Consider the following 24,342-nt stretch of genomic DNA (forward strand, 5'->3'; position numbering starts at 1 on the left):
GGCCTAGAGGGTCTGCCCGTGCCCATCCCCGCACGCGCGGGGAGCAGTCGCAGGTCGTCGTGCTGTCCGGCTCGGGGGAGGGGACCATCCCCGCACGCCCGGGGAGCACATCACGGACGCGACCTCATCGGCCTGTGCCGCTCCGCGGGGCATCCACTCGTCCAGGAGATGTTCGACGTCGAGACGCTGTGCCGGGCCGTGCAGGAAGCACGGCTCTGCATAGGGGACTCATACTCCTGGGATCGCGTGAACGGCTCTCACCCTGGTGATGTAGCTGGAGGGGCTGGTCAGCGCAGGGGCTTGATCTCGTCGAGCGTCTCTTCGACCGGGCCCGCCAAGACGTCAAGCAGACCGTAGCGGCTCCGTACCTCGCGGTTCGTCTTCTCGGAGAATTCCCGGCCTTCTTCACCCGCCGGCACGATGACCGGCGCCACGTCTACACCATGCGAGCCAAAGCGCCAATAGGTAGTGACGCGGCGCCGGAATCTCGTAAATTGATCGATCGCATTGTTTTCTTGCATCTCGGCCGTTTGGATGATGGCGTCGTTGTCTCTCTTCACCCAACCAGGGACAGCGACGCCCCGCCAGGAATACCTGGGGCTTCCAAATTGCTCCATAACGAGCCGGTCTTTACGCGCCAGACTCAAAGAGGCGTAGAATGTCAACTTGTCGAAATTCGTGTCACTGGGAAGCTGGACAACGGTCCGCGTGCGCGACTCGTCGTTCGCCTCGACCCAACTACCGGGGGGCATCCACGGCTGCGCCACCACCAGCTTGCCCGGCTGGTAGACCTCCCTGCGGGTGAGCGGGTGCTTCTCCGGGTATCTAGCCCAGTCCTCGGCATCCTTTCGCCACCTCGAGGTGGCCAGGTCCGTCCGGCTCACCGTCACGTCCTCTCCCATGGCATGGAACTCGGCGCCCAGCACGTAGAAGCCCATATCGCTGTGATTCACGAGCTTGATGTCGACCGGCACGGAAAACACACTGTGGTCCGCACTGAACACCGCCTTGCCCACGTTCAACTGCACGAGAGGGGTGGCCTCGCGCCGGTACGGCTGGAAAAGGTACTGGTAGCTAAAATTGGCGACCGCTACGAGCGTGGAGACAATGAGTGCCGCAGCCACCCGCCTCGGAGTGGGGATCTCATCCAGTCTTCGCCACACCAGGATGACAGTGGATAGCGAAGCTACGCTGAGAACAATGGACAGCACTTTGTAGACGACTTTCTCGCCGTCATTCCATGTCTGTAACACGAGCAAGAAGTTAGTCAACAACGCCACGCCGGTACTGATCAGCGCGAACACTCCAAAGTTGGAAATCGGCCCGCGGGCCCAGCAGTCCACGACCGCGGCGACACCGACGAGCATGATGAGAGCCGCCAACATGAGGGCCGCTCCGGTGACGCACCCCGCGAAAGTCAAAGCCTCCCTGAAGTCCTTGAATCCACACCAGCCCACGGGCAGCGCCGTCAGGAGCAGGACCAGCACAACCCATGCCATTTCCGCCCGCGAGAAGAGGCATCTCGTCAGGTGTCTTCGCACCATCACGTGCGAGCCGGTGCGGCCTTCTGGGTCGGGCCCTGAGCAAGTCTTCACGTGATCACCTCCTGGCGATACGCCGGAATCCAATCACCATGCGATGTGATCCACGCAATCAGTACACACATTCGGCCGGGATCACCACACACATTCCACCGGTCGGCCCACTCATCCTGCGCTAAAGCCGTAACAGCCATTGCGGCCCGGTTCGGGCAGCCTCCTGCTCTCACAGCTGCAGCCCGCGGACGAATGAGTGCCGGGGCAGGCCGCTCGAGCGGGGTTCGGACAACCTTGTGCTGTGGCGAGACTGCACGACGACAGCGATGAACACGACGATGCCCCGGCTCCCACTGCTGCGTGGGGGCCGGGGCCCTGGTGATTCGGTGGTCGGTCCGGCTGACGGGAATGGAATCAGCAGCCGGCAGCGGTGCGGGGGGAGGGGGTACGGCTGTCCCTCAGGGACGCGCGGCCAGGTCCGGCTTCAGGCCGAAGGTCTCGGCAATCCACCGTTCGGTGACGCGCACCTTCTCGACCCGGGCCTCTCGGATCTTGTCGAGCCGGGTCTCGAGGGCCCGCGCACGCCGCCCAGGTCGCCGCGGCCCCCGATGCGGTGAGCGCTGGCCCCTCAAGCCCGGGCACGACGGCCTTGGCCAGGCGCAACGTGTCCAGCAGCGGCGTCGCGGCGAGTACGGGACAGTGCTCTGCCTGGTGGGCGATGATTCCGGCTTCTGTGGGGGCGTGCTGGGCGACCAGTCGGTACGGCGGCGCAGTCAGGCGCGCGTTGAGCTGCGCCATCACCTCAGCAGGGGGGCAGCCGAGGTGAGCATTCGCTGGGTGATGCCCTTGAGCTGGACGTCCCGCACGGTCACGGGCACGTCGGCAGGCGGTCGCATCAGATCCTCGAACCTGCCGGTTTCCACCAGTCGGCCATCCCGGGGGCGCAGCGCCAGCGCCGCGACCTCGATCGGCTCGGCGGGCCGTCCTATCGGCGTGAGGCCCTCGAAGTCGATCACCACGAATGTTGTCGAGGCGAAGCGCGGATCGTCGTCAGCGCGGCCATGGTGTCGCCGGCCCCGGAACCGCCGCCGGCTTCCGGTCGACGGCTCGGTCGTCGTTTCGGGGGACTGGCCCGGCGTGATTGCCCGGGCTTGGCACCCGCTGCAGGTGCCGGGCTGCGTAAAGCCGGTAGGAGACGTGGTTGTCCGAACCAAGGGGGCTAACGAGCTCGTGCACGGTAGGCGGTGAGGCGTCGTGGGCCTCGTCGGGAGCTTGGCGCTTCACGTTGTTCGTGCTGGGGTCAGGCCGGCGGTCTGTTGGTGGGACAGCAGGGCGGCTATGGCTTGGACGGTGTCGCTCATGTGTTCGCGGCGGCCGAGGTGGCGGGCCAGTGCTCGCCAGTTCTTCAAATGCGCGATGCCGTGCTCGACGCGGATGCGTCGGGAGGAGTGGGCCTTGCGTTGCCGCTCGTGCATCTCCTCGTACCAGTCCGGGGCGCTTTTCTTGAACTTGCGGTGCGGTGGCGTCACCACGCGTCCACCGGTCTGGGCGCCCAGACCCTGGTAGCCGGCATCCGCGAGGATCTCCAGTGCGGGCCCGCCATCCAGGAGCCTGACCAGTCCTAACTGGCGTGCATGGGTGATGTCTGCGCAGCTACCGTGCTGAGCCGGGCTGCAGAAGAGGACGCGGCCGTCGCCGTCCGTGACGACCATGGTCTTGACCGCGTTCTGCTTGCTCTTGCCGGAGATGAACTTGTCCCGGTCCTTGCGACCGGCGGCCGGGCGCCTGACGCGGATCTCGGTTCCGTCGATGATGCCGGTCTTCCCGCTGGTTCCGAGGTGTTCGACGACCTCGGCCAGGGTCCGCAGCCGCACACCGGGGCTGATGGTGCACCCTCGCTGGGCCAGCAGTGGCCGCACCTCGCCGATGGCACCGGTGATGGTGGAGCGATCCACACCGAACCAGCAGGCCAGCACGTCATGCGTGACGGCATGGCGCAGATGCACGAGCGTCGCCAGGAGCCGGTCGACGAACACCAACCGGTGCTTCACACCCGCGCCCACAGCCAGCTTCCGCGGCCTGGACGCGAGCTTGGCCTGGTGTCGCTCGTGCCACAACGGCCCGACTTCAGCGACGATTTCAGCAATCACGTCAGCCGACAGGCCTGTGATCCTCCGGTCGCTGATGATCGCTGCACGACACGCGTTCCCCACCACACGACCATGATCGACGATCAGAAGCTCGACGCCTCACCGCCTACCGTGCACGAGCTCGTTAGTACTCCAGTCAGAAATCGTTGCCTGAGCTGGTTCTTCTTCGGTAGTGGCAGCGGCGGGCGCTCGCTTGGTGTTGTCTGCGCCAGAGGGACCAGTTCAGGGCGTGGATGGCTGCTCCGAGGCGGGGTGTGGGCCGTGGCAGGAGAGTGTCCAGGAGTCTGCGGATCTCTACCACCGTGAAGCGGATGGTGCTGGTGGGGTCGTTTCTGCGGCCCCCCTTTCGGTGGTCGATGCCGCGACGACGGACAGAAAAGCGTGGCGAGCATGGCCAGGGTGATGTGGCGATACCAGCCCGGTAGCGGCGGACCTCGTACTGGTCGAGACCGCATTCGTTCTTTGCGGCCTGGAAGGCTTCTTCGATCGCCCAGCGCGAGCCGGCGATCCGGATCAGGTCGGCAACGCTGGTGCCGTTGGGGGCGTAGGCGAGGTAGTAGGCGATCTCGCATGGGCGGGCCAGGCTGCGGCGGCCCAGTACCCATCGCTCGTGGTGGGCCGGCCGCCGTCGAAGACACCGATCGTCGGCAGGCGTTCGGCGGCCCCGTCGTAAAGGCGCGGGCCTTTGGCGCCGTCGCCGCAGGAGTGGCGTTCCCATGCCTCGTCGGGGGCATCGGCGATGGCCTGGTCGATACGGCCGAGGGGAGCGTGCAGTTGCTGGGACTTCGGCACGGCCAGGACGTAGCCGACACCGGCTTCTTCCAGGGTGCGGCGCATGCGCCATTCCTGTCCGTAGGCACAGTCGCCCGTCACCCAGGCGATCGGCAGAGGTGAGGCCAGGGCTCGCAGGATCATTGCGCGGGCCAACTCGCCCTTGGTCGCAAAGAGGCAGTACCGGTCCCTCGGACCCGCAGTCCTTGTATGTGTGCCCTGGCTGGACGACCCGGCTCTCCTGAGCGCGATCGACCAATTCCCGTCAGCGTGCGTGGTCGTCACGAAGCAGGAGCTGAAGAAGCGGGGCAGGGAGAAGTTCGAGCGGCTCAAGCAGTACGCGCAGCAGGGCAACGGCTTCCCCGCCGACGTCTTCGCCGAGATGACCGAGCTGGTCTCCCGCTACGACGGCCCGCCCCCGGTGATCGGCCCCTACTCGCCCCGGACAGAGGGACTGCGTGTCCCGAGCATCCGCTCGTTCGGGTTCCGCAAGACCGGAGGCCGTCCCGTGCCCCTCATCCACGCCAAGATGTTCCTCCTGGGACACCTTTGGTGGCACGACGAGAACGGATCGCCTGTCGGCGTCGCCGACGTCACCGGCTTCACACCCAAACGGCTGTGGCTGGGCAGCACCAACGGAACCGAAAGCTCACGGCTGGGTCTTGAGTTCGGCATCTGGCTGGACAACCCCGACCTACTCGCCGACGCAGAACAGTCCTTGGTCAAGGTGATGCGGTCATCCGAAGGCATCGACCCAGACGACGACCTCTTCGAGCCCCAGTAGCGTCGAGTACGACGACGAGGCCTTCTACGACGCGATAAACAACAGCGACGACGGTTCCGGGGAAGACGACGAATGACCCCGGACCGCCCTCTGCCCCCCCGCGCCGTAGCCAGGCCATGTCCAACAACGGCGTCACGCGGATGCGGCGCCGGACGCGTCCACAGGAGGCGGCAGGGTGCGCAGGCGTTCGCAGAGATCGGCCACGTATTCGGCGGGGTGGGCGGCGAGCAGGCCCTCTAGCCGCTGCAGCCGGGTGCGGGCGGTGGCGCGTAGGCGGCTCGGCGGTACCCGGTCGAGGATGTCCAGGGCGCGCTGAGCGGCGTCGGACGGTTGGTCGGAGGCCTCGGCCTGGGCGAGGACGAGGGTGGCGGCGGCCCATCCGGGGGTGCCGGCTGTGCAGGCGGCCGCGGCGGCCTCGGCGCGGGCCTGGTCGGTGCGGTCCAGCGTGAGGTGCGCTTCGGCCTGATGCAGGGCGAGTTCGGCTTCGTCGAAGCCGAAACGGTCCGGGGCCTGACCGGCCGGGTCGGCCTCGATTTCGTTCACGGCCACGTCGAGGGCAGCAGTCGCCTCCCGGTCGCGGCCCTGCTGGGCGAGGGTGGGCAGCAGCGCCCAGGCGTGGAGCTGGGCACGGATCAGGCCGGCGGGGGCCGCGGCCGCGCCGCGAGGTGTGGCGGGCCACCATGCTCTGCGCCCCGTAAGCCCACGCCGCCAGCGCCGTATCACCGCACCGGTTGGCGTATGACAGGGCGGTGCCCAGGTGGGTGCGTGCGCCGGCCAGGTCGTCCAGGTGTGGAAAGCCAGGTTGCCCAGCAGTCCCGACAGCCGGCCGACCTGGCGGTGCAGCTCGGTGCTATCCGTGCCGGGAGGAAGCAGCTGGGCCAGTAAGTTGCGGGCTGCGCGGACCTCCTTGAACAGGACCGGTACGGGTGCTTGCTGTAGTTCAGGTGGTAGTGGTCGGCTGCGCTTCGGCGAGTTCGTCGACCAGCGGGCTGCCCTCGGGTTCTGCCAGGAGCGCGAGCTGGAGGGACTCTCTGACCGAGGGGAGCGCCCCGCGTCGGTGGTCATCGGATCCGCCCCTTCCTGCCGACCGGATGCGGTGACGCCAGCGTCGTGGTGACCGTATCCGATCAGCTCCGCGCTCCACCTCGACAACTGCCGTACACGCGCAACCTCGTGCAGCCCGAGTTGTTCGGGTGTGGCCCGGTAGGCGCGGCACAACATCATCGTGTAGTCCTGCCCGGGCCACTCTTTGGGGTTGTGTTCCCAGCGGCACAGCATCTGTTCCGATAAGCCTGGCGGCAGTAGGTACGGTCTGGGGCCCGTGGCCGGGGTCGCGCCAGGATGGCGTTTCTGATCAGCGTCACCCGCCTAGGGCACTCACCAGGAGGTTTCGTTGCCCGACCAACCGCATTCGCCCGCAGTTGAGCTTTCCAATGTCCGCCGCCTGCTCCTGGCGGAGACGGATCCGCCCCGGCTGACCAATGCCCAGACGGCGGCCATGAAGCGGAGGTGGGAAGAGGCCGTCGCTGTGAACCCGTCACTTTTCGACGGGCCCACCGTGGTGTGCGCGGGACTGGAGTGGAAGGACTCCGAGACCTTGCTGCTGACCTGGTACCGGGCGACCTACCGCCTGTACGTCCTGCGGCTGGATCCGGTCCACGCCGTGTCCGCCCCGTCGGTGTTCGTGTCCGTTGCGCAGTCCACGGATGACGGCAGGTTGCTGGTGGGGCGTATGGCGTCGTCCACTGCGCATTCCGGGCGCTGGCAGCTGCCCGGCGGGACGATCGAGCCGCCCGAGGCTGGCGCCACCCTGGACGTGGAGAGCCTGCGCCGGCACGCCGCACTGGAGCTCGCGGAGGAAGTCGGGCACGAAGTCCCCTCCGAGGATTTGGAGCTGTGGACGCTGACCCGCGGCGACATGGGCAACGTCGGCGTGCACTTCCGCGCTCCCACGTGCCCGGCCGACACGCTCGCCGAGCAGTACACGCGGCTTGTCTCCGCCGAGAGCGCCCAGGGCCAAACGCCGGAACTGGACCGCATCGCGTTCATCAGATCGGACGCCGACGTCGCGGGACTCGGTGGCCGCTGCGCCGACTTCCTACCGGTGCTGGCCGCGCGCCATGCCGCGGACGGCACGACCGATCAGGCTGGCATACGGAGGTAGCAGATGGCCAGTCCCGCAAGCGCCAACAACCATCCGGCCGGACAGATGGCCGGCCGCCTGGAGGTGGACGAGGAGGTCTTAGCGGGGCTGGCCCGGGAGCTGGCCGACGCTGCGCGAACCGGTGTTCCTGCCCGGCTGCTGTCGCGGCGATTCCCGGGCCTGCCCCTTACGGAGGCCTACCGCATCCAGCAGATCAACCTGTAGGAGCGGGTTTCGGCGGGGTCCGGATCGCCGGTCACAGGATAGGGCTGACTTCGGCCGCCATGCAGGAGCATTGCACGTTCATGCCGTGGTTCTTGTGTTTGCCGGAGTAGAAGGGTTGGTCAGCAGCGATACGGTGGATCGGCAGGAGGGTTCCGGCCAGGATCATGAAGGCTTTGCGGGAGGCGGCGCGTACCGCTTCGGCGAGGTCGGGAGCGAGAGCGGCCAGCAGTTCGACGGCCTCACTCACGTACCGGTAGACGGTGCTGAGGCTGATGCCGAACCCGGTGGCCAGCTGGGCGTAGGTGTGTCCGCATCGTAGGTTGGCGGGGCTGCTGACGCGGTTGAGGGGACAGTTCGTCGGTTGCTGACACTTGGAGGCCTCCCGGACGAGCCGGGAGGCCGTGGCGGACGATGTTGGCTGTCTCGGCTTCTTGGGGAGCCGTTGACGGCAACTTCGGGAGTCGCGTTGCGACGCCTGGCATGATCGACAGCGGCAGCGTGATGTCAGGCAGGAGCCACGATGGATGAGACCGAGCCACTACCCGCCGCACGTGTATCCGCCTATGCGGCCGTAGGAGCACAGCTCTCGTTACTCAGCGACCGCAGGCTCGGCGATGCGGTGGCTGCCGCGCCGGCACTGGGCTCGGGCATCGGTGGCAGACGGGTCGAGATGGAGGTCGCAGGGATACCTGTCTTCGTCAAGCGGATCCCGCTGACGGACATCGAGTTGCGGCCGGAACACGTGCGCTCGACCGCCAACCTGTTCGAGCTCCCTCTCTACTACCAGTACGGGGTGGGGTCGGCGGGGTTCGGGGCCTGGCGCGAGCTAGCCGCGCACGTCATGACCACCGCGTGGGTTCTGAGGGACGAATTTGCCGGTTTCCCGCTCATGTACCACTGGCGGGTTCTGCCGGACCGGCCTCCGGCCGACTTCGCCGATGAGTTCGGAGGCGTCGAGGGAGCCGTCGCGCATTGGGAGGGATCGCCTGCTGTACGTCATCGGCTGGAAGCCATCGGAAGATCCTCCCTCAGCCTGGTGCTCTTCCTGGAGCACGTGCCTCAGACACTCGCAGCCTGGCTCAGCGCGCCCCGTCACGCGGCTAGCACGGAGCCGGGAGGCGACTCCACCTATCTGTGGGTGGAAGACGCGCTGGTGCAGGGGACCGAGTTCATGAGTTCACGCGGGTTGGTGCACTTTGACGCGCACTTCGCCAACCTGCTGACCGACGGTCAACAGGTGTACTTCGCGGACTTCGGGCTCGCTCTCAGCCGCTACTTCGAGCTCTCGGCTCAGGAAACCGCCTTCCTTGCCGACCACCTCGTGTATGACCGCTGCTACGCACCGTGGCATCTGCTGCGCCACCACCTGCCCGCCGCCGTGCGCGGTGACACGGAACTCGGGACTTTCCTGCGTGAATGGATCGCAGGCCGCCGCCCCGACGGCGTTCCTCCCGGGATCATGGCGATCCTTGATCGCCATGCCCCGCACGCCGTCGTCATGGACGACTTTGCCCATCGACTTGTTACGGAGACAAAGCGCACTCCCTTCCCCGCAGCCGAGGTCCGGCAGGCCCTTGCCAGAGCGTCAGCATCGGAGTGAAATGTGCCCCGCAGTCGTGCCTCACGGGTTCTCCCTCACCCGGCGCGGTGTGGGTCCAAGGCCGACAGCGGGTCGGCGTGCCATGCCTGGGTTTTCTCGCGCTCAGAGTGGAGGAGGACGGGGGTGAGGTTGAGGTCGAGTCCTTCCACCTCACTGGCGCATCCCTCAGTTCCGCACGGTCGCGGCGTGAGAGGAGGTCCTTCTCAAGTTCGTCGAGACGGGTCAGCATCTGGGGACGGGTGACGTGCAGCATCGGGCAGCGGATGCAGACGTGCTCGTGCTGTCAGGGAGTGCCGTATGGCCGTGCGCAGGATTCGCCGCTGCCGATAGTGGGTACGGGTGGGTGCCGACCTGCGGAGAGCTACAGCCGTCACGTCGCGGTCGGTGCCCTGCGTGATCTCGGCGATCAACTCATGGGCAATCGTGACCGGATCACGGTCGTCCTCGCCGGGACACATCTTGCAGCGCGGTAGGCCCTTGCGGTTCCGGAAGCCCACGCGTCGGACGTTGCCGCAGGCGGTGCAGTCGGCGGTCTCCTGCCCGCAGACTGAGCAGTACAAGTGCCGGCCCTGCCTTGGAAGTCGCAGCGCCTTGCCGCACTGGGGGAGGCTGGTGGCGCGATCGACGCCGCGCCAGCCCTGCGGACCTCGATGAGGAGATAGCCGAGGGTCTGGGGCGCCGGAGACCGGCCGTCGGGCAGCACGGCGGGCCGCACCGCCAGGGCCTCCGCCATGCGCCGTGACTTCGCGCGGCCGCATCCGCTCATGCTGCCGCCTACTCCGGGTCGAGGGCCGTCACACCGTCCCCTTCTCTGCCGTTCCTGAGCGCTGTCAGGTCTTCCAGCACATGTACGCGATCAGTCCGCCGCCCACGATGATGAAGAGCAGGGCGCAGCTGAGCAACTGTCGGCTCTGCTGGTCGGCCTGGCGCCGGTAATGCTCGGCCATCCCGTGGGCCACTCCCCGGGCTATCTCGTCCTCGCGCTCGCTGCTCACGCTCCCCCTCCGGGTCAGGTGGCTCCGATCGGAGCCGCTCAGTTGGATCGGAGCGAATGTATCGGGTGGCGCTGACGGTCGCTCACGTTGGGTTCCAAGCCTCACACTTGGTGGTTGAGCAGCTGGCAGATGAACCGGCAGCTCCATGCAGGAGCCCCGCCACACGCTCGCGCGGGGACCTGGGCCACCGCACGCGGCACCATCCACCGGGCATACCGGGACGGGACGGAGGACCAGCTCACTGGGCAAGGACGGCGTGGATGTACTTCGCGGTCCACAGCACCACGGCGTTCAGGACTAGGCCGAGCGCTGGGACCGCGCGGCAGTCCAAGTGTGCGCCGCCGTAGCGGTCGTCGACCGCAGCAGCAACCTGTGTGAACCGCCCCGGTGACCCGAAGGTGGCCTGGCGCACCAGCACGGTGGGGACTCTCGTGAGTTCGGGCGGGTCCCACGGCTCGGGCACAGCGAACAGTCCCGTCTTGTACGTGCCCTACGCGTAGGGGAGCCTTGGAAGGCTGTGTAGGTCAGTTGGCGCTCGGCTGCGGGTGTTCCACTCGCCGGAGAGAGGAACCACTGTGACCTCGGATCCCGACACGCTATGGCGTCGCTGCGCTCACCTGGGTCGTGTCCTGCTGCCGCTGGTGGACCAGGAGCCAGGGCGGCAGGCTGACCGGCACGAGAACCTGCGGACTTGGGGCATAGACACTGCGGTGGGCGAGCGGCTGATAGAGATCTTCGCAGCCCTGGCCGCCCATGCCGTCGCCATCGACGCCTCTGTGCCGGCCGCACAGTTCGATGCTCTGCCTTTGAGGACGGTAGCTGACGCGGCGACCGGCAAACGGGATTTCGAACTGCACGCTGGGCTCCCGGACGCGTTCGCCGATGTCCGCGACGAACAGGCCGTCCAGCTCTTCCGTCTGTCCGCCTATGAAGGCGGGCAGGCCAGCCGCCGGCTCTTTCAGCTGAGCAGAGAAGTACGTCACGCGTTGATCGTTCTCGCCGAACACCCGCTCCCGTGTCCCACGTGTGGGGACGTCCCCCGCCATGCAACCGAAGCCGGTCTGCCTCAGTGATCACCAGGCGGGCCCGGCGGGTGCAGGTACCGAAGCCCCTCGCCTTCCTGGTCTGCGCAGCCGTCGGCCCTCCCGTGGGGAGGCGGGGAGGGACGGCGCGGCCCCGCCCAGGTGACAGCACACGGGCGGGGCCATGGGGCGGGGGCCTCAGCCTGGGGGAGGAAGAGGATCACCGCGGTCACAGCATGGCACTGGATTCGGCCAGGCAACAGGGTTGTGACTGGAATCGACCCTATGACGGGCATACGGACCCGGGCCGGTGGGGGAGCCATGCCGTCTCTGGATCGCCCCGCCATCCGGGGCCGCCTCTGGTGGGCCGCGGCGTCCCTGCGGTTCGCGGAGAACGTGCCGTTCACCGCGGCGCCGGCGCCCGTCATCAGCTGGTGTTCGTTGATCGGCTGGTGGCCACGCTCCCGGCTTTCAGGCTGACGTTCTGCGCGGTCAGGGTCTGGGAGGCGCTTCGGGTGTGCGAGCGCAAGCACGGTGTGGTGTTGCTTGAGCCGTACCGCATCCGGACGTACTGCCGGGTGTCGACCTGCGATTGGGGGAGTCGGCGAAGGTCGAGGCGTGGCAGGGCTCGTCGGTGTCGTCGCCGAAGACGGGGCCGACACCTCGGACGCCACCCCGATCCGCGCCATGCAAGCCGAGGGACAGATCGCCTACGGCGACCGCACCACCGTGATCCCACCCGAGGGCGGCACCGCCACCACCACCCTCATCGACGCACGAGGCCACACCACGGCACTGCGCCAGCTCCACGCCCGCAACATCGACGCCGCCTACGACACCACCACCTACGACTACACACCCCGCGGCGAACTGAAGAAGGTCACCGACCCCGCCGGCAACAACTGGACATACACCTACGACTTGCTCGGCCGCCAGATCAAAACGACCGACCCCGACAAGGGCACCACCCTCAGCACCTACGACGACCGCGGCCAGCTGACCACCACCGACGACGCCCGCCCCGACACCCCCGACGACAACCGCCCGGACACGCCGAGCCTGTGGTACGGCTACGACAACCTCGGCCGCAAGACCGAGGTAAGAGAGAAGTCCTCCACCGGCACCCTGCGTGCCAAGTGGGTGTACGACACCGTCACCAACGCAAAGGGCCAGCTCGTCGAATCCACCCGCTACGACGGCACCAACGCCTACACCAGCAAGGTTGTCGCCTACGACAACCTCTACCGGCCGCTGCGCACCTCGATCACCATCCCGGCCGCAGAAAAGGAACTGGCCGGCACCTACCTCTCGACAACGTCATACAAGGCATCGGGGCTCACAGCCGGCATCGGCTACCCCAAAGCCGGCGCCCTGCCCGCGGCAACCGTCGCCTACACCTACGACGACGCCACCCTGCGCCCCACCGTCCTCGACGGCAGCCAGGGCATCAAGGCGACCCCCAGCTACAGCTTCACCGGCAAGCCCCTCCAGTACGAACTGTCCAACAACGGCGGCAAGAAGACCTGGGCCACTAACACCTACGAATGGGGCACCCAGCGCCTGGCCACCTCCCGCGTGGACCGTGAGAACATCGCCGGCGTCGACCAGAGCAACACCTACCACTACGACGAGACGGGCAACGTCCGGTCCGTGTCGGACGTCTCCCGCGACGGCACCGACAACCAGTGCTTCACCTACGACTACCTGCGCCGCCTGACCGAAGCCTGGGCCCAGAACACCACCACCTGCGCCACCGCTCCCAGCGGCAGCGTCCTGGGCGGCCCCGCGCCGTACTGGCAGTCATACACTTACGACCTGACCGGCAACCGTCGCACGGAGACCCTGCATGACCTCGCGGGCGACTCCTCCAAGGACACCAAGCGGACCTACGCCTACCCCGAACCCGGCAAGGCCCTGCCGCACGCGCTGTCCTCGGTGACGACGACTGGTCCCACCAGCACCGTCCAGGACAGCTTCACGTACGACGAAGCCGGCAACACCACCACCCGCACCCTCAACGGGGACGGCCAGAACCTCACCTGGGACCCGGAGGGCCACCTCGCCAAGGTGACCGCCGCAGGCAAGACCACCGAGTACCTGTACGACCCGGACGGGAACCGGCTCATATCCCGCACACCCACAGAGACCACCCTCTATCTCGGCGCCACAGAAATCACCCTGCCCAAGGGCAGCACCACCGCCAAGGCCACCCGCTACTTCGACCTGGGCGGCGGCAACCAGGCCGTCCAGCAGAACGACGGCACCATCTCCTTCACCCTCGCCGACCACCACGGCACCGCCCAACTCGCCATCGCATCAGACACACAGAAACTCACCCAACGCCGCACCCTGCCCTTCGGCGGCAACCGAGGAACCAAGCCGACCGACTGGCCCGGCACCAAGGGCTTCGTCGGAGGCACCGACGACACCAAAGACACCGGCCTCACCCACCTCGGCGCCCGCGAATACGACCCGGCGACCGGCCGATTCATCAGCGTCGACCCGATCATGGCCCCGGCCGACCCACAAAGTCTGAACGCCTACGCCTATGCCAATAACAACCCCGCCACGCTGAGCGACCCCACCGGCCTCTGCCACCCCGACCAGTGCGGTATCGGCGTGCCTCGGGGAAATGTGGTGGGCGGTGACAGCGGAACCATCACGAAGGCGCCACCGGGAGCCGGCGGAGTAGGCGGTCCCAGGTCCAGCGGGGCGGGATACCCGGGCCCGCTGCCTGCTGCGGCCAATGGCGACTCGAACAACATGGTGAAGATGCACGGTGAGTGGCACGTCAAGCTCTACCCGGGCGTCTACTTCCCGGCCGACAACCCTCATCTCGAAGAAGTCGCCAAAAGATTCCGCCACCGGATCGAATACCAGTGTGGGCCCCACCGCTACGACTGCGCGGTGGGAGACGGTCTCGCCGAATACGACCGGATCAAGGCGAAAATGTACTCCTGCGACAGCGATTGGGACTGCGGGAAGGACTGGTTCAACCCCACCGATTTGATGGCAGCCGGGGCGGAAGCAGGACTGTTTGGAGGTAACGGTCAAGCCGGCCGGGTGGCCGGCCGTGGGGCCCGGCGAGGCGCGCGAACTGAAGGCGGCCCGTGCAGTTTCGACCCCGACACCCTCGTCCTCCTCACCGACGGCACATCCAAGCCCATCAACAAGGTGAAGCCGGGCGACCGGGTCGAGAGCGGAGACCCCGCAAGCGGAAAGCACAAGGGCTCACGCAAGGTCACGGCCGCGTTCGTCAATCATGACGACGACTTGATCGACGTACAGGTACAGGACCTCGACGGGAAGATCCGGACGCTCCGCACCACCTCCCTGCACCCCTTCTGGGACGACACCACCCACACCTGGGTAGAGGCTGGCAAGCTCAAGCCCGGGCACACGCTCAACACCGCTACCGACAGGCACGTACGGATCACCGCCGTGAAGGTGCGCGCCGGCTCCGCGGACATGTACAACCTCACCGTCAGCGACCTCCACACGTACTATGTGCTGGCGGGCGACGCGCCGATCCTCGTTCACAACAGCAGTTGCCCTCTGTACACGGTGGGTGGGCCGAGGGTTCGCCCAGGGAAAGATATCGATGTGGATGCAAATGGCTTCGTCAATGGGCCTACTGCTGAACAACTGAAATCTCTGGATGTGCAGGGACTCTCGACGTTTGACTCGGTGGAGAACGCCAGGCGTATCGGCCTGAAGGGGCAGGTTCGTACCCCTACGGGCCCTCTTCCTGACGGGTTGGGCGTTATCGCCGACGGAAGAGAGGTCGGAGGTCCGCGCGCGCTTGGGCACCACACCATCTACCCAACGCGTCGCATGTCGTTCGATGATTATGTAGGACTCATCCAAGGGATGAATTGGCAGAACATAGGGAAGAAGCTGTGAGTACAGAAAGAGGTGCCCTGGAGATAGCGGAATGGCGTGCCTTGGTGGCAGCTGAGCAAGAGGTCGCTCGATGCCGCGCCGAGGTGAACCAGTTGCCCTCACGTGTAGACTTGCTGGCGAAGGCGCTTTCAAGCAGTTCGGCGTGGGATCGATCTGCCGCTCTGGATTTCCTCCGCCTCTTCCCTGAAGAGGTTCCGAAGCTACTCAATCTACTGGTTGACCTTTCCTTGTCGACCGGGTGGACGCTGCCCGCCAGCGAGGCTATCCGGGCAGCCCGGAAAGAAATTGATCCATCGCAATTCGCGCGGGTAGTGCTGGAGTGCCTGTCTGAGGGTGAGACCGAAGACTATCTCAGACTGGCTGACATGCTGGCCGAGGTTGAAGCATGGGACGCTCTGGGTGCCGTGCTTGGCAAAGCTGCCGAGAGTAGCGATCCCGAAATCCGGGAAGTTTCTCGTAGCTTCACTGAAAGTTACGGCGGCATGTTGCCTTGATTAGCGAGTAGCCGCCGTTGGCGAAAATGGGTCGAGCCTTGCGTTTTCCGCAATTCCGCCCTGCTTGAGTTCAGAGGTCTGCAAAACTCGAAGCCCCGTCAGGTGCGTCCTGGCGGGGCTTCGGCATGGGGTGACGGCAACGTCAGCGGACGACTGCTGCGGTGGGTGGGCCGTCGGGGCGTTGGTCGGGTCGAGGCATTGCCGAGGGTGCCGATGGCCTGGCGCTGGAGGCGGAGTCGGACTGCGATGGGATTCGCCCTGGCTCGCTCCGAATCTGTCGCGCCCCACGCCGGCCAGGTCGGCGCCCTGGCAGTCGATCACACCCCGGCCAGTTCGAAGACCAGCCGTGCCGGGCGAGCACACCGTGCCGGTGGTGGAGCCGGTGCGTTCCCCGGCCGCGTCCTGCTCCTGGTCGTAGGAGGCGAGGCAGAGGGCTTGGCGGTGCAGATGCGCCTTTGACCCGCCCAGCGGCGCCGCCGTTCGGCGGTGTCCCACAGTGGGTCGAAGAAAGTCGTCCGGGCCGCGCGGTCGGCTGTGGCCCGTCGGCAACCGGACTCGGCGCAGCCACCCGCCGAGCGTCGACGGCACCGTACCGGTCAGTTCCCAGGCCAGCATGCGCGCGGCGTCCCGGATGTGCACCCAACCGGCATGCTGGTTGAGGTCCGCTGACATCGTCCCCGAACCCAGCCGCCCCCGGCTCCTCCTCCTTCCGCAAGCTGATGACGGCGGAAATGTGTGAAGTCTTGGGGCTGGCTTCCGAGCCGCGCCCCGGTCCTCGTCGACCACTTGCGGAATCTGGGCCTCGGGCACCGGCCTGGCGTCCTGGGGCGTTGAGTGTTCGACCGGCCGCTGTGAGCGTCTGAGGTCATGCCGGGTCCGTCAGGTTGTGCAGGTCGTCGCGGACTAGGGAGTCGCGCTCGGCCGCGGTGAACCAGCGGGCCCGGGAGCCGCGGTGGTCCTTCTCCACCCATAGGACGTCGTTGACAGTCTCGGCGACGGGGCGCAGGTGGCTGATGACGGCCAGCAGCTTGTCGGGGCCGACCTGGGAGCGCAGGACCTGCAGGGCGCTGTCGAGGGCGGCGGTGTCCAGGGTGCCGAAGCCTTCGTCGAGGAAGAGGCTCTCCAGACGGGTTCCGCTGCGGCTGTGCATTTCCATCAGGGCGAGGGACAGGGCGAGGGAGGCCTGGAAGGTCTCTGCCGCCTCCTGGGCGACCTCCTGTGCCGCACGGGCCGCGTGGAGGCCGCCCTGGACGCCTACCGCACCGGCCTGGGCCACCGCACCGCCCCCGGCACGACCACCCTGGGACCGGCCCCGGCCCAGCCCCCGCTGTGAGCGGTCAGCCCCAGCCGGGCACCGGCGGCTGCGGCCACGGCGGCGGGGCGGGCAGCGGACGGTCCGAGCGGACGACGGCGTCCGGGCCGCGGCCGGTGAGCCAGGCGAGGAGCGCGTGGCCGGGGCCGGCGGCGGTGGGTCCGGCGTCGGCGAGGGTCCAGGAGCGGCCGAGGTCGGTCGCCTCGATACGGGCGACGGGAAAGGACCGTGCGGTCAGGGCGGCGATCGTCTCGTCGAGGGTCCGGGTGACGTAGCCGGCGGGCCAGTCGGCGGCGGTGTGGCCGAGGTTCAGGTCGACGTGGTGGGTCTCGAGTTCGCGGTGGGCCCGGTGCAGGGTGTACCAGGCGGGGTGCCGCCAGCCCGCGAGGGCGGTGACCGGCGTGGCCCAGCGGTCGCCGGGCATGGCCGCCGCCGTGTCGAACAGCCGGTCCAGGCTGCGGTGCAGATCGGTGACGAGGTACGCGGCGTCGCGCCCCGCGCCCTCGCGCAGCGCCCGGTCCAGGGCGGCGGCGTCGGCCCGCGGCCCGGGCTCGGTGCCGGTGCGGGCCAGGGTCAGCAGCCACCGGTAGGCGTCGGCGCTGCGGGCGAGGTGGGTGAGGACGTGACCGCGGCTCCAGCCGGGAAGCGCGGACGGCTCGCGGGCCTGCGGATCGGTCAGCCCGTCGAGGCCGGCGCGGAGGCGATGGGCGGAGTTGCGTACGTCGTCGAGGAGTTGGGCGATGTCGGCGCGGTCGAGTTCGGGCGTGTCGGTCACGGCCCGGCACTCTACGGCGTGCTGCTCGACTCACGCGGCGTGCCGCTTCCCGGTCTTCACGGGCTTCGGCCCGGCAGCGGGCCGACGGCCGCGATGCCCTCGCTGATCGCCCGCTCGCCGACGTTGCCGAAGCCGAGGACGAGCTGTGCGGGCGCGGTGGCGGGCGAGGCGCGGCAGGCGCTCATGCCGTACAGGCCGACGGAACGGGCGCGGGCGGCGACGACGTGCTGTTCGTCGGCGCCGTTGGGCAGGTGGGCGACGGCGTGGAAGCCGGCGGCGAGGCCGGTGACCGGCTGCCCAGGGGCGTGTTCGGCGAGCGCGCCGGGCAGGGCGGTGCGGCGGGCCGCGTAGCGGGCGCGCATACGGCGCAGATGGCGGTCGAAGCGCCCGACTCGATCAGCCCGGCCAGGGCGAGCTGGTTCCAGCGTGGGGGTGCCGCGGTCGCTGCGGTGCTTGTGCCAGGTGAGCGGTCCGGCCAGGTCGGGCGGGCAGAGGGTCCAGCCGATGCGCAGGGCGGGGGCGAGGGACTTGCTGACGGTGCCCAGGGAGACGACCTGGTCGGGGGCCAGGCCCTGGAGCGCGCCGACGGGTTCCCGGTCGTAGCGGAACTCGGCGTCGTAGTCGTCCTCGATGAGGATCGCGTCGCGGTCCCTGGCCCACCCCACCAGGGCCAGCCGGCGCTCCGGGGCGAGGACGACGCCGGTCGGCCACTGGTGGGCGGGGGTGAGGACGACCGCGCGGGCGTCGGTTGCGGTCAGCGCGCGTACGTCGATGCCGTGCTCGTCGACCGGCACGGGAACCGCCCGCAGACCCGCCGCACCACGAATGCTGTCACGTTCGCCTTCTCGCCGATCGCGCTCGGGGTGCCGAGCGCTCCGGCAATCCGGTCGGCCGCCGCGCCGGAGATCGGCGGGGACGGCATCGCGGCCCGGATGGCGTCGCGGCGTCCAGCGCCTCCACGGCGGCCCGGGAGGGCGACGAGTCCGGGTCGGGCATCGGCTGCGCCGCCGTGCCGCTCGCGTGCAATGCCCACCTTTACCGGCCTGATGCATCGGTTCGGCCTCATCTCCCGGCTGTGGCTGAGTCGCGGGCGGTGCGGGCGATGATGATCCCGCTCGCCACGGCGGCGCGCCAAACGTCTCCCGGGTAGTTGATCTTGCTCCGCCTGTCCGGCTCGGCGTGGAAAGAGCGCGACATCGTCCTCGCCCAAGACGTCTCCGGCGACAAGGTGGCCGATCTCGTCTACCGCAGCGACGCCTCGGGCAGGCTGCTGCCGCGCAAGGCAATCGCCGCTTCCGGTGGCGGTACCGACCTCACCTCGCTGGTATCGGCCGCGAACTCCTCCGGCGGCACCGACATTTACTGGACTGGCACCGGCTGGCTCACCGCCGCCATACCGCACGTCCTTGGCGCCCCGGACGCCAACGGCGACGGCAATCCCCGACGTGTGGACGGTCCGCTCCGACGGCACGGTCCGCTTCTACGCCGGCGGCCAGGACGCCATGACCGGCTCGGGGACCGAGATTATCGGGCCAAGCTCCTGGTGGAAGACCCGCATCGCCGTCGGCTGAGTGCTCCCGCACCACCGCTCAGGGCCCCGTTCTCCGATCTTGCCCGGGAAAGCGGGGCCCTTTTCGATGCCAGCCAGGCGGCCCAGCAGATCAGCCTGGTACGCAAGGCCCGGCACGTCACCGAACAGGCTATGGACCGCATCCTGGAGTCCAGAAGGCCGAACAGGCACCTTACTCGCCTACAGCTCGCACCCCTGCCCGGCGGTGTTCCTCGCCCGGAACGGAGATCGCGGCGGTACTGCAGATCCTCCGGGAGCTGGTCGACGCAAACGTGTCAGCCCTCAATCTTCATGCGATACACCGAGGTCATCGCGCATAGCGGTTCTCATAGCTCGGAGCATCTCCCAGACCTCGTACTGAGCCTGTGCCGCGGTCTCCATCGTTTCGCCTGGTTCGGGGGCACCGCGTTCGAGGCGTTTGACCTGGCCGTAGACCTTGTTCAGGGCTTGGTTGACGACACTCGCTCGCCTGAGTACTTCTTCTGGGGCGATCATCTGTGCTTCGGAATATCGATCGCGATGCGCGTTCTTCGCCCCCTCGAGTGCGTCACTGTCGGCCTCCTCCACGCCGCGTTCCCTCATGACGTGCAGGTGGCGGTTGAGTGCGGTGGTGAACTGCCGAGCATCCCGGTTGAGTTCCACGTAGCAGGTGCGCCGCAGAGAACGGTTCTCGCGGACCTCCTCATGGTCTCGAACGAGCTCTATTTCCAGGCGCTTCGCTCGTTCTGAGCCGCGCTGGGTGAGTAGCGCTCCTCCCAGGGTTCCTGCGACGCCTGCCACAGCGATGATCACTGAGCTGAGATCCACCGACGTACCCCGTGAAATCCATCGGCCCCGTGCCCGCTGCACATGGCCCAGGCCGTCAAGTTTGCCGCTCCTTGGTGCGACGGGGTTTGGTGCCCTTCTTGTGGTGGGGCGGGGCGGCTGTATGCCTCGCCGGTGGCGACGGCTCTGCCCACGTCATGACGGGTGGCCGGGCGGCGGTTCTTCGAACCCGGCGGTCGGCCAGGCCCGGGACGAGACGGTTCAGGTGCACTGGCCGGGGAGCCGGTCTGCGTGTGGCGCCCAGTACGAGGATGCGCACCCGGCGATCGTTGCCTGGACGCAGAGTAAGGCGGCGGACCGTGGCACGAACGAGCTGTAGCTGAGCGACCTCCAGGCCATGTTGGCGAGCTGACCGCGTCGGCGGGGCGGCTAGGCGGTTTCGTTCGGATCATCGTGCGTACGTGCGGGTGCTCCGCTACCCGAGCGGAGACTGATTGCTCAACCCCCGGCCAACAGGGTCGGCCTGGTCTCTCCACTGGGAGTGCGAAATGCTGGCTCTTGCTGGCAGAGCTGGAGGTGGGGATGTTCAAGCAGTGGCGCTGGCGCTGGCGCGGTCGGTTACGGACGATCAGCTTCTCGTTCTTCGGGCAGAGCGCCAGCGTGGAGTTCAGCCAGAGTGAGCGCGAGCGGGCAAGATCGATCCTGCTCCGCTTGGAGGACCACCGGGTGCTCCATGCGCCTTATGATCTCGAAGAGGAAAATGGGTCCTGGGGATCCATCGAGGCGCTGCGTACCTATCTGAACGAACAGGTCGAGCGGTGCGAGTCCGAGGAACTGCGGGAGCAAGTACGCGCGATGCGCGCCGCTGTGAGGCAGTGGCTGACCGATGTGGAGTCAGCACGCAGATTGACCGACAGAACATTCCCGGATGTCCCGCCTAACGGTCGGGATCCGATCCGGTGGGCCAGGGATCGGGATCGGGTCCAATGGGCGTATGGGCTTCAGGCGCTGGGTATGCTGCGCGGCCGGGTTGGAGTTGCTATCGCTGAGATCGGCCGGAAGTTCGACATCCCGATCGACGGTGACCTCGCCCACGTCACGCCGCCTGACGTAGACGATTCGGAGCGGGGAGCCAGGCTGTCGCCGTTGTACTTCGACGAGGCGTAGCTGTGCTAGGGAGAGCGAGCTGGGCCAGGCCCCGCTTGCCCGCTGCCCCTTGCGCCATCTCTGTCTGGATCATCGTGCGACCAGAAGAAGATCCCCGCGGTGTGGAGTCCAGCCAGGTATATCGTCGCGGTCTTCTCGTAGCGGGTGGCGATGCCTCGCCACTGTTTGAGGCGGTTGATGCACCGCTCAACGGTGTTGCGCTGCTTGTAGGCCGCACGGTCGAAGGCAGGGGTCTGCCGACCCGACTGCCCCGCGGCAGCCGGTGGCCTTGCTGGTCCGCCGGGACGCGGGTGCCTCGTTGGCGCAGGTGTTTGCGGATGGCGCGTGACGGATACGCCTTGTCGGCGAGGACCACGTCCGGTCTGGTGCGGGGCCGTCCACGGGGCCGGGCAACGCGTAGGCGAGCCATCACCTCGGCGAAAGCGGGCGCGTCCCCGGCCTGTACGGCGGTGAGGACGAAGGCCAGGGGCCGGCAGCAAGGTGGATCTGCGGGGTGAGTTGAGATAAGGGGGCGCGATGCCGTGGACCCTTTCCTCGATGTCGGCATTCCCGCCTCGCTCGTGGAACCGTACGCGCCCGTTGGCAGGACACGCTGGACACGGGTCCGCTGACGCCGCCGCCGTCGCCGGATCGGTGGTGACGAGCACGACGAAGAGCCGCCCGTCCGCCTCGACGCAGGCGGCGCAGGTCACGGGGGACGCCATCGCGCAGCCCCAGGTACGCGAACACTGCGTTCTTCCACAGCGCGGACCCGGCGAGTGCGTCCCGCCCGTCCTCCAGCGGGAACCCGTAGGCGCGCGAGTTGATGTCCGCGTACGCCCCCAGCAGTTCGTCGTCGTCCACGCGCACGTCAGCTCGGGGTGGGCGGGTTCGGGTACCGGCAGCAGATCTACACGCGGTCCTGGAAGACGCAGTTCCACCCGTACGTGCCCGCGACACTGCCGTCGGCGCGCACCGCCTCCAGCGTGTAGAAGTACGTGCCACCGCGCGCAGCCTCGGTGTCGGTGTAGGCGCGCGTCTGAGCAGGGAGCAGTCCGGTGTGCAGCGGCTGGTAGGTCCGCGTGGCCGTGTCCCACCTGCTGATCCGGTAGCCCGCGACGGTGTCGCACTCGGCGGCCTTGTCACACTGCCAATTAATGGACGGCCCGTCCTCGTCCGGTCCGCCGATCACGGTGGCGTGGCCCAGGGTGCCGAGGTTCCAGTCCTGCGTCACCGCCACCGAGGGCCGCACATCCAGCTCGGTAGCCTCGACGACCGCGGCCTTCGGGTCGCTCGGGGACAGCGCGTTGTTCCAGCGGTCCCTGGCGACGACCGCGTACACGTGCGTCTCTCCGTCGGGCAGGTCGCCGCACAGGACCGCGAGCGGATCGCTCGTGCCCTCCCCACAGCCGTAACCGAGCCACTTGACCGTGCCGTCGGCCTGCCGGGTGCCGATCCAAGCCAGGTAGCGGTCGACGTCTTCCTCGGTCGACGCCGACCAGCTCAGCAACACGCCGTCGGCACGTGGGGTGGCCTTCAGACCGGTGACCGGGGCGGGCGCGACGCGATCGCCGGTGCGGACGACGACCGGGGCGGAGAGCGCCGACTCGTTCCCGGCCGGGTCCACCGCCGCGACCGCGTACGTCACGAACGCGCCCGCCGGCATGTCGACGTCGTGGCAGAGACCACCGGTGGAGGTCTCGTCGCTATCATCGCGATCGCAGGTCACGCGCGTGAGCGCGGCCGGGTCGAGGGTCTTTCCGGGCGAGCGGTAGACGTGGTAGCTCCCGCCGTTGGAGAAGTCCTCGTCGAAGCCGTCGGGCTGCTTCCAGTACACGTCGGTGTAGCCGACCTCGGCGATGGAACCGAGTGAGGTCGGGGGTTTGGGCGGGGTCCGGTCGACGCCGTCACCGGTGACGGTGGCGTACGCCGAGGGGTTGTCAAGCGCGTCGAGGGCGCGGACGCGGTAGTACCGGGTGGTGTTCACGGGCGCGTAAGTGCGGTACGACGTCGCGGCCGTGGTGCCCAGCAGTTCGAACGGGCCGGTGGCCGAGGGCGCGGCGTACACCTCGTAGGTCTTGGCGTCGGCGTTCCCGTGCCAGGTCAGGTTGGTCCACCAGGCGTCACCGACCGCCGTGAGATCGGCCGGCGCCGCCGGCCCGGTACGGTCCACGGTGACAGCGGTGACGTCGGCGCTGCCGGTGGACTCGTGGCCCGCCTTGTCGACGGCGCGGACCTCGTACAGGAAGGTCTGGCCGGTGGCGGGCGGCGCGTCGACGAAGGACGGGGAGGTGAGCGGTGACGAGCCGCTGACCTTGGCCCACTGGGTGGTGCTCAGCCGGCGGTACACGCGGTAACCGGCGAGGTCCATCTCCTTGTTCGCGCTCCAGCGCAGCGTGGTCTTGGCGGTGTCCCGGCTGTATGCCGCCGTGAGGCCGGTGGGAGCGAGCGGCTTGACCTTGTCCACGATGGCGTCGGTGCGCGGGGTGTACGTGAACCGGACCTCGGCGCGGCCGGTCCAGGCGGCGTAGTCCACGCGGATGGTGTGCTTGCCGGCCGCAACGGTCAGGTCGACGGTCTTGCCGACGGTGGTGGAGACGTTCTTCCACAGGTCGATCTTCCGCACCCCGTCCACGTAGACGCGTATGCCGTCCTGTGTGCTGCCGGAGAGCCGGAAGGGGCCGCCGGAGCCGAAGTCCCGGGTGACGGACCAGCGGACGGAGAAGTTGTCCTTGGGCAGCGTGACACCGCTCGGGTCGCCGTCCCCGTAGTTCTCGGAGACGGCGGAGTCGCAGGCGGTCAGCTTCGGTGTACCGCTGAAGGTGGTGTTGCCGAAGTACTGGGCCTTCCACAGGGGAGAGGCGCAGGTGACGGCCGCGGACGCCGGGGCGGCGGTGATCAGGCCGCCAGTGAGGGCGGCCGTCGCGGCCACCGTGGTCAGTCGGGTACGAGTCATCACAGGGAGCGCGGGCCTTCCAGAGCGACGTCCAACGGGTGACCCCAGCCGTCACCCGTCACCAGTTGACGCTGGTGGTGCATGTGTGACTCCTGTGGAGCGATCTTGGTTGCCCCCGGGTGACGCGCTTTTTCTAGTTTCGGCAGCGGCAGACGAGCGTGCGGCGGCCGTTGCGCTCGCTGCAGCGCGGCGGCTG

General features: G+C 68.1%; 19 protein-coding genes and 5 pseudogenes. 8 read left to right on the forward strand and 16 right to left on the reverse strand.

Translation table 11 applies throughout. The features are described from left to right. Window positions 1-287: 287 nt before the first annotated feature. The 4 genes and pseudogenes from S1361_RS38095 to S1361_RS38110 form a co-directional block, all read right to left on the reverse strand. On the reverse strand, window positions 288-1,487 hold the full coding sequence (locus tag S1361_RS38095) for a hypothetical protein (RefSeq protein ID WP_208036350.1): 1,200 nt from the start codon (window positions 1,485-1,487) through the stop codon (window positions 288-290). A gap of 845 nt (window positions 1,488-2,332) precedes the next feature. After that, entirely contained in the window at window positions 2,333-2,551 is a 219-nt protein-coding gene (locus S1361_RS38100; protein WP_208036985.1) for a 3'-5' exonuclease family protein, read from the reverse strand. 264 nt (window positions 2,552-2,815) lie between these two features. Then, the gene (locus S1361_RS38105) at window positions 2,816-3,751 is read right to left on the reverse strand and encodes a transposase family protein (protein ID WP_208036351.1); all 936 of its coding nucleotides are present in this window, start codon (window positions 3,749-3,751) and stop codon (window positions 2,816-2,818) included. A gap of 228 nt (window positions 3,752-3,979) precedes the next feature. Then, window positions 3,980-4,630, reverse strand: a pseudogene (locus tag S1361_RS38110) (IS701 family transposase); the annotation flags it as partial. 100 nt (window positions 4,631-4,730) lie between these two features. Between S1361_RS38110 and S1361_RS38115 the strand changes: the two are divergent. After that, window positions 4,731-5,240: a hypothetical protein gene (locus S1361_RS38115; RefSeq protein WP_208036352.1), complete on the forward strand. Its 510-nt coding sequence runs from the start codon at window positions 4,731-4,733 to the stop codon at window positions 5,238-5,240. Window positions 5,241-5,372: 132 nt separating this feature from the next. Here the strand turns inward: S1361_RS38115 and S1361_RS38120 are convergent, their stop codons facing one another. Next, window positions 5,373-5,963, reverse strand: a complete 591-nt coding sequence (locus S1361_RS38120; RefSeq protein WP_208036353.1) for a hypothetical protein — start codon at window positions 5,961-5,963, stop codon at window positions 5,373-5,375. A 670-nt stretch (window positions 5,964-6,633) separates the two neighbouring features. Between S1361_RS38120 and S1361_RS38125 the strand changes: the two genes are divergently transcribed. Beyond that, window positions 6,634-7,404, forward strand: a complete 771-nt coding sequence (locus S1361_RS38125; protein WP_243769471.1) for an NUDIX hydrolase — start codon at window positions 6,634-6,636, stop codon at window positions 7,402-7,404. A gap of 3 nt (window positions 7,405-7,407) precedes the next feature. Continuing rightward, the gene (locus S1361_RS38130; protein WP_208036354.1) at window positions 7,408-7,608 is read left to right on the forward strand and encodes a hypothetical protein; all 201 of its coding nucleotides are present in this window, start codon (window positions 7,408-7,410) and stop codon (window positions 7,606-7,608) included. A gap of 70 nt (window positions 7,609-7,678) precedes the next feature. Here the strand turns inward: S1361_RS38130 and S1361_RS38135 are convergent. Continuing rightward, a pseudogene (locus tag S1361_RS38135) lies at window positions 7,679-7,933 on the reverse strand (transposase family protein); the annotation flags it as partial. A gap of 195 nt (window positions 7,934-8,128) precedes the next feature. Here S1361_RS38135 and S1361_RS38140 point away from each other — a divergent pair. After that, window positions 8,129-9,208: a protein kinase family protein gene (locus tag S1361_RS38140; protein ID WP_208036355.1), complete on the forward strand. Its 1,080-nt coding sequence runs from the start codon at window positions 8,129-8,131 to the stop codon at window positions 9,206-9,208. Window positions 9,209-10,038: 830 nt separating this feature from the next. Here S1361_RS38140 and S1361_RS38145 read toward each other — a convergent pair. The 3 genes from S1361_RS38145 to S1361_RS38155 all read right to left on the reverse strand — a co-directional run bounded on the left by S1361_RS38145 (window position 10,039) and on the right by S1361_RS38155 (window position 11,210). After that, on the reverse strand, window positions 10,039-10,203 hold the full coding sequence (locus S1361_RS38145; RefSeq protein WP_208036356.1) for a hypothetical protein: 165 nt from the start codon (window positions 10,201-10,203) through the stop codon (window positions 10,039-10,041). Between the two features lie 238 nt (window positions 10,204-10,441). Next, entirely contained in the window at window positions 10,442-10,621 is a 180-nt protein-coding gene (locus tag S1361_RS38150; RefSeq protein WP_208036357.1) for a hypothetical protein, read from the reverse strand. Between the two features lie 178 nt (window positions 10,622-10,799). Beyond that, complete coding sequence (locus tag S1361_RS38155) at window positions 10,800-11,210, reverse strand: hypothetical protein (protein ID WP_208036358.1); 411 nt, start codon at window positions 11,208-11,210, stop codon at window positions 10,800-10,802. Window positions 11,211-11,843: 633 nt separating this feature from the next. On the opposite strand from S1361_RS38155, the gene S1361_RS38160 reads away from it, so the two are divergent. Next, window positions 11,844-15,128, forward strand: a complete 3,285-nt coding sequence (locus S1361_RS38160; protein ID WP_208036359.1) for a polymorphic toxin-type HINT domain-containing protein — start codon at window positions 11,844-11,846, stop codon at window positions 15,126-15,128. Next, window positions 15,125-15,622: a hypothetical protein gene (locus S1361_RS38165; protein WP_208036360.1), complete on the forward strand. Its 498-nt coding sequence runs from the start codon at window positions 15,125-15,127 to the stop codon at window positions 15,620-15,622. Before S1361_RS38160 ends, S1361_RS38165 begins: the two co-directional genes overlap by 4 nt. Before the next feature lie 865 nt (window positions 15,623-16,487). Here the strand turns inward: S1361_RS38165 and S1361_RS38170 are convergent. The 3 genes from S1361_RS38170 to S1361_RS38185 all read right to left on the reverse strand — a co-directional run bounded on the left by S1361_RS38170 (window position 16,488) and on the right by S1361_RS38185 (window position 18,503). Beyond that, complete coding sequence (locus S1361_RS38170; RefSeq protein WP_279577646.1) at window positions 16,488-16,898, reverse strand: SbcC/MukB-like Walker B domain-containing protein; 411 nt, start codon at window positions 16,896-16,898, stop codon at window positions 16,488-16,490. Window positions 16,899-16,959: 61 nt separating this feature from the next. After that, the gene (locus tag S1361_RS38180; protein ID WP_208029904.1) at window positions 16,960-17,709 is read right to left on the reverse strand and encodes a maleylpyruvate isomerase family mycothiol-dependent enzyme; all 750 of its coding nucleotides are present in this window, start codon (window positions 17,707-17,709) and stop codon (window positions 16,960-16,962) included. 56 nt (window positions 17,710-17,765) lie between these two features. Continuing rightward, complete coding sequence (locus S1361_RS38185; protein ID WP_208029903.1) at window positions 17,766-18,503, reverse strand: aminotransferase class I/II-fold pyridoxal phosphate-dependent enzyme; 738 nt, start codon at window positions 18,501-18,503, stop codon at window positions 17,766-17,768. A gap of 362 nt (window positions 18,504-18,865) precedes the next feature. Between S1361_RS38185 and S1361_RS38190 the strand changes: the two genes are divergently transcribed. Further along, complete coding sequence (locus tag S1361_RS38190; protein WP_208029902.1) at window positions 18,866-20,008, forward strand: hypothetical protein; 1,143 nt, start codon at window positions 18,866-18,868, stop codon at window positions 20,006-20,008. A 133-nt stretch (window positions 20,009-20,141) separates the two neighbouring features. Here the strand turns inward: S1361_RS38190 and S1361_RS39990 are convergent. Continuing rightward, window positions 20,142-20,322 (reverse strand): annotated as a pseudogene (locus S1361_RS39990) (NF041680 family putative transposase); the annotation flags it as partial. A gap of 304 nt (window positions 20,323-20,626) precedes the next feature. On the opposite strand from S1361_RS39990, the gene S1361_RS38195 reads away from it, so the two are divergent. Next, a complete protein-coding gene (locus tag S1361_RS38195) occupies window positions 20,627-21,211 on the forward strand; it encodes a hypothetical protein (RefSeq protein ID WP_208029901.1) in 585 nt (194 codons plus the stop codon). Window positions 21,212-21,216: 5 nt separating this feature from the next. On the opposite strand, the pseudogene S1361_RS38200 reads toward S1361_RS38195, so the two are convergent. The 3 genes and pseudogenes from S1361_RS38200 to S1361_RS38205 all read right to left on the reverse strand — a co-directional run. After that, window positions 21,217-21,683 (reverse strand): annotated as a pseudogene (locus S1361_RS38200) (transposase); the annotation flags it as partial. Window positions 21,684-21,837: 154 nt separating this feature from the next. After that, window positions 21,838-22,101: pseudogene (locus tag S1361_RS39750) on the reverse strand (GNAT family N-acetyltransferase); the annotation flags it as partial. Beyond that, window positions 22,101-24,146: a PA14 domain-containing protein gene (locus S1361_RS38205; protein WP_208029900.1), complete on the reverse strand. Its 2,046-nt coding sequence runs from the start codon at window positions 24,144-24,146 to the stop codon at window positions 22,101-22,103. The pseudogene S1361_RS39750 and the gene S1361_RS38205, both read right to left, overlap by 1 nt. Window positions 24,147-24,342: the final 196 nt, after the last annotated feature.

It is taken from the genome of Streptomyces cyanogenus (assembly GCF_017526105.1).
Taxonomy (GTDB): domain Bacteria; phylum Actinomycetota; class Actinomycetes; order Streptomycetales; family Streptomycetaceae; genus Streptomyces; species Streptomyces cyanogenus.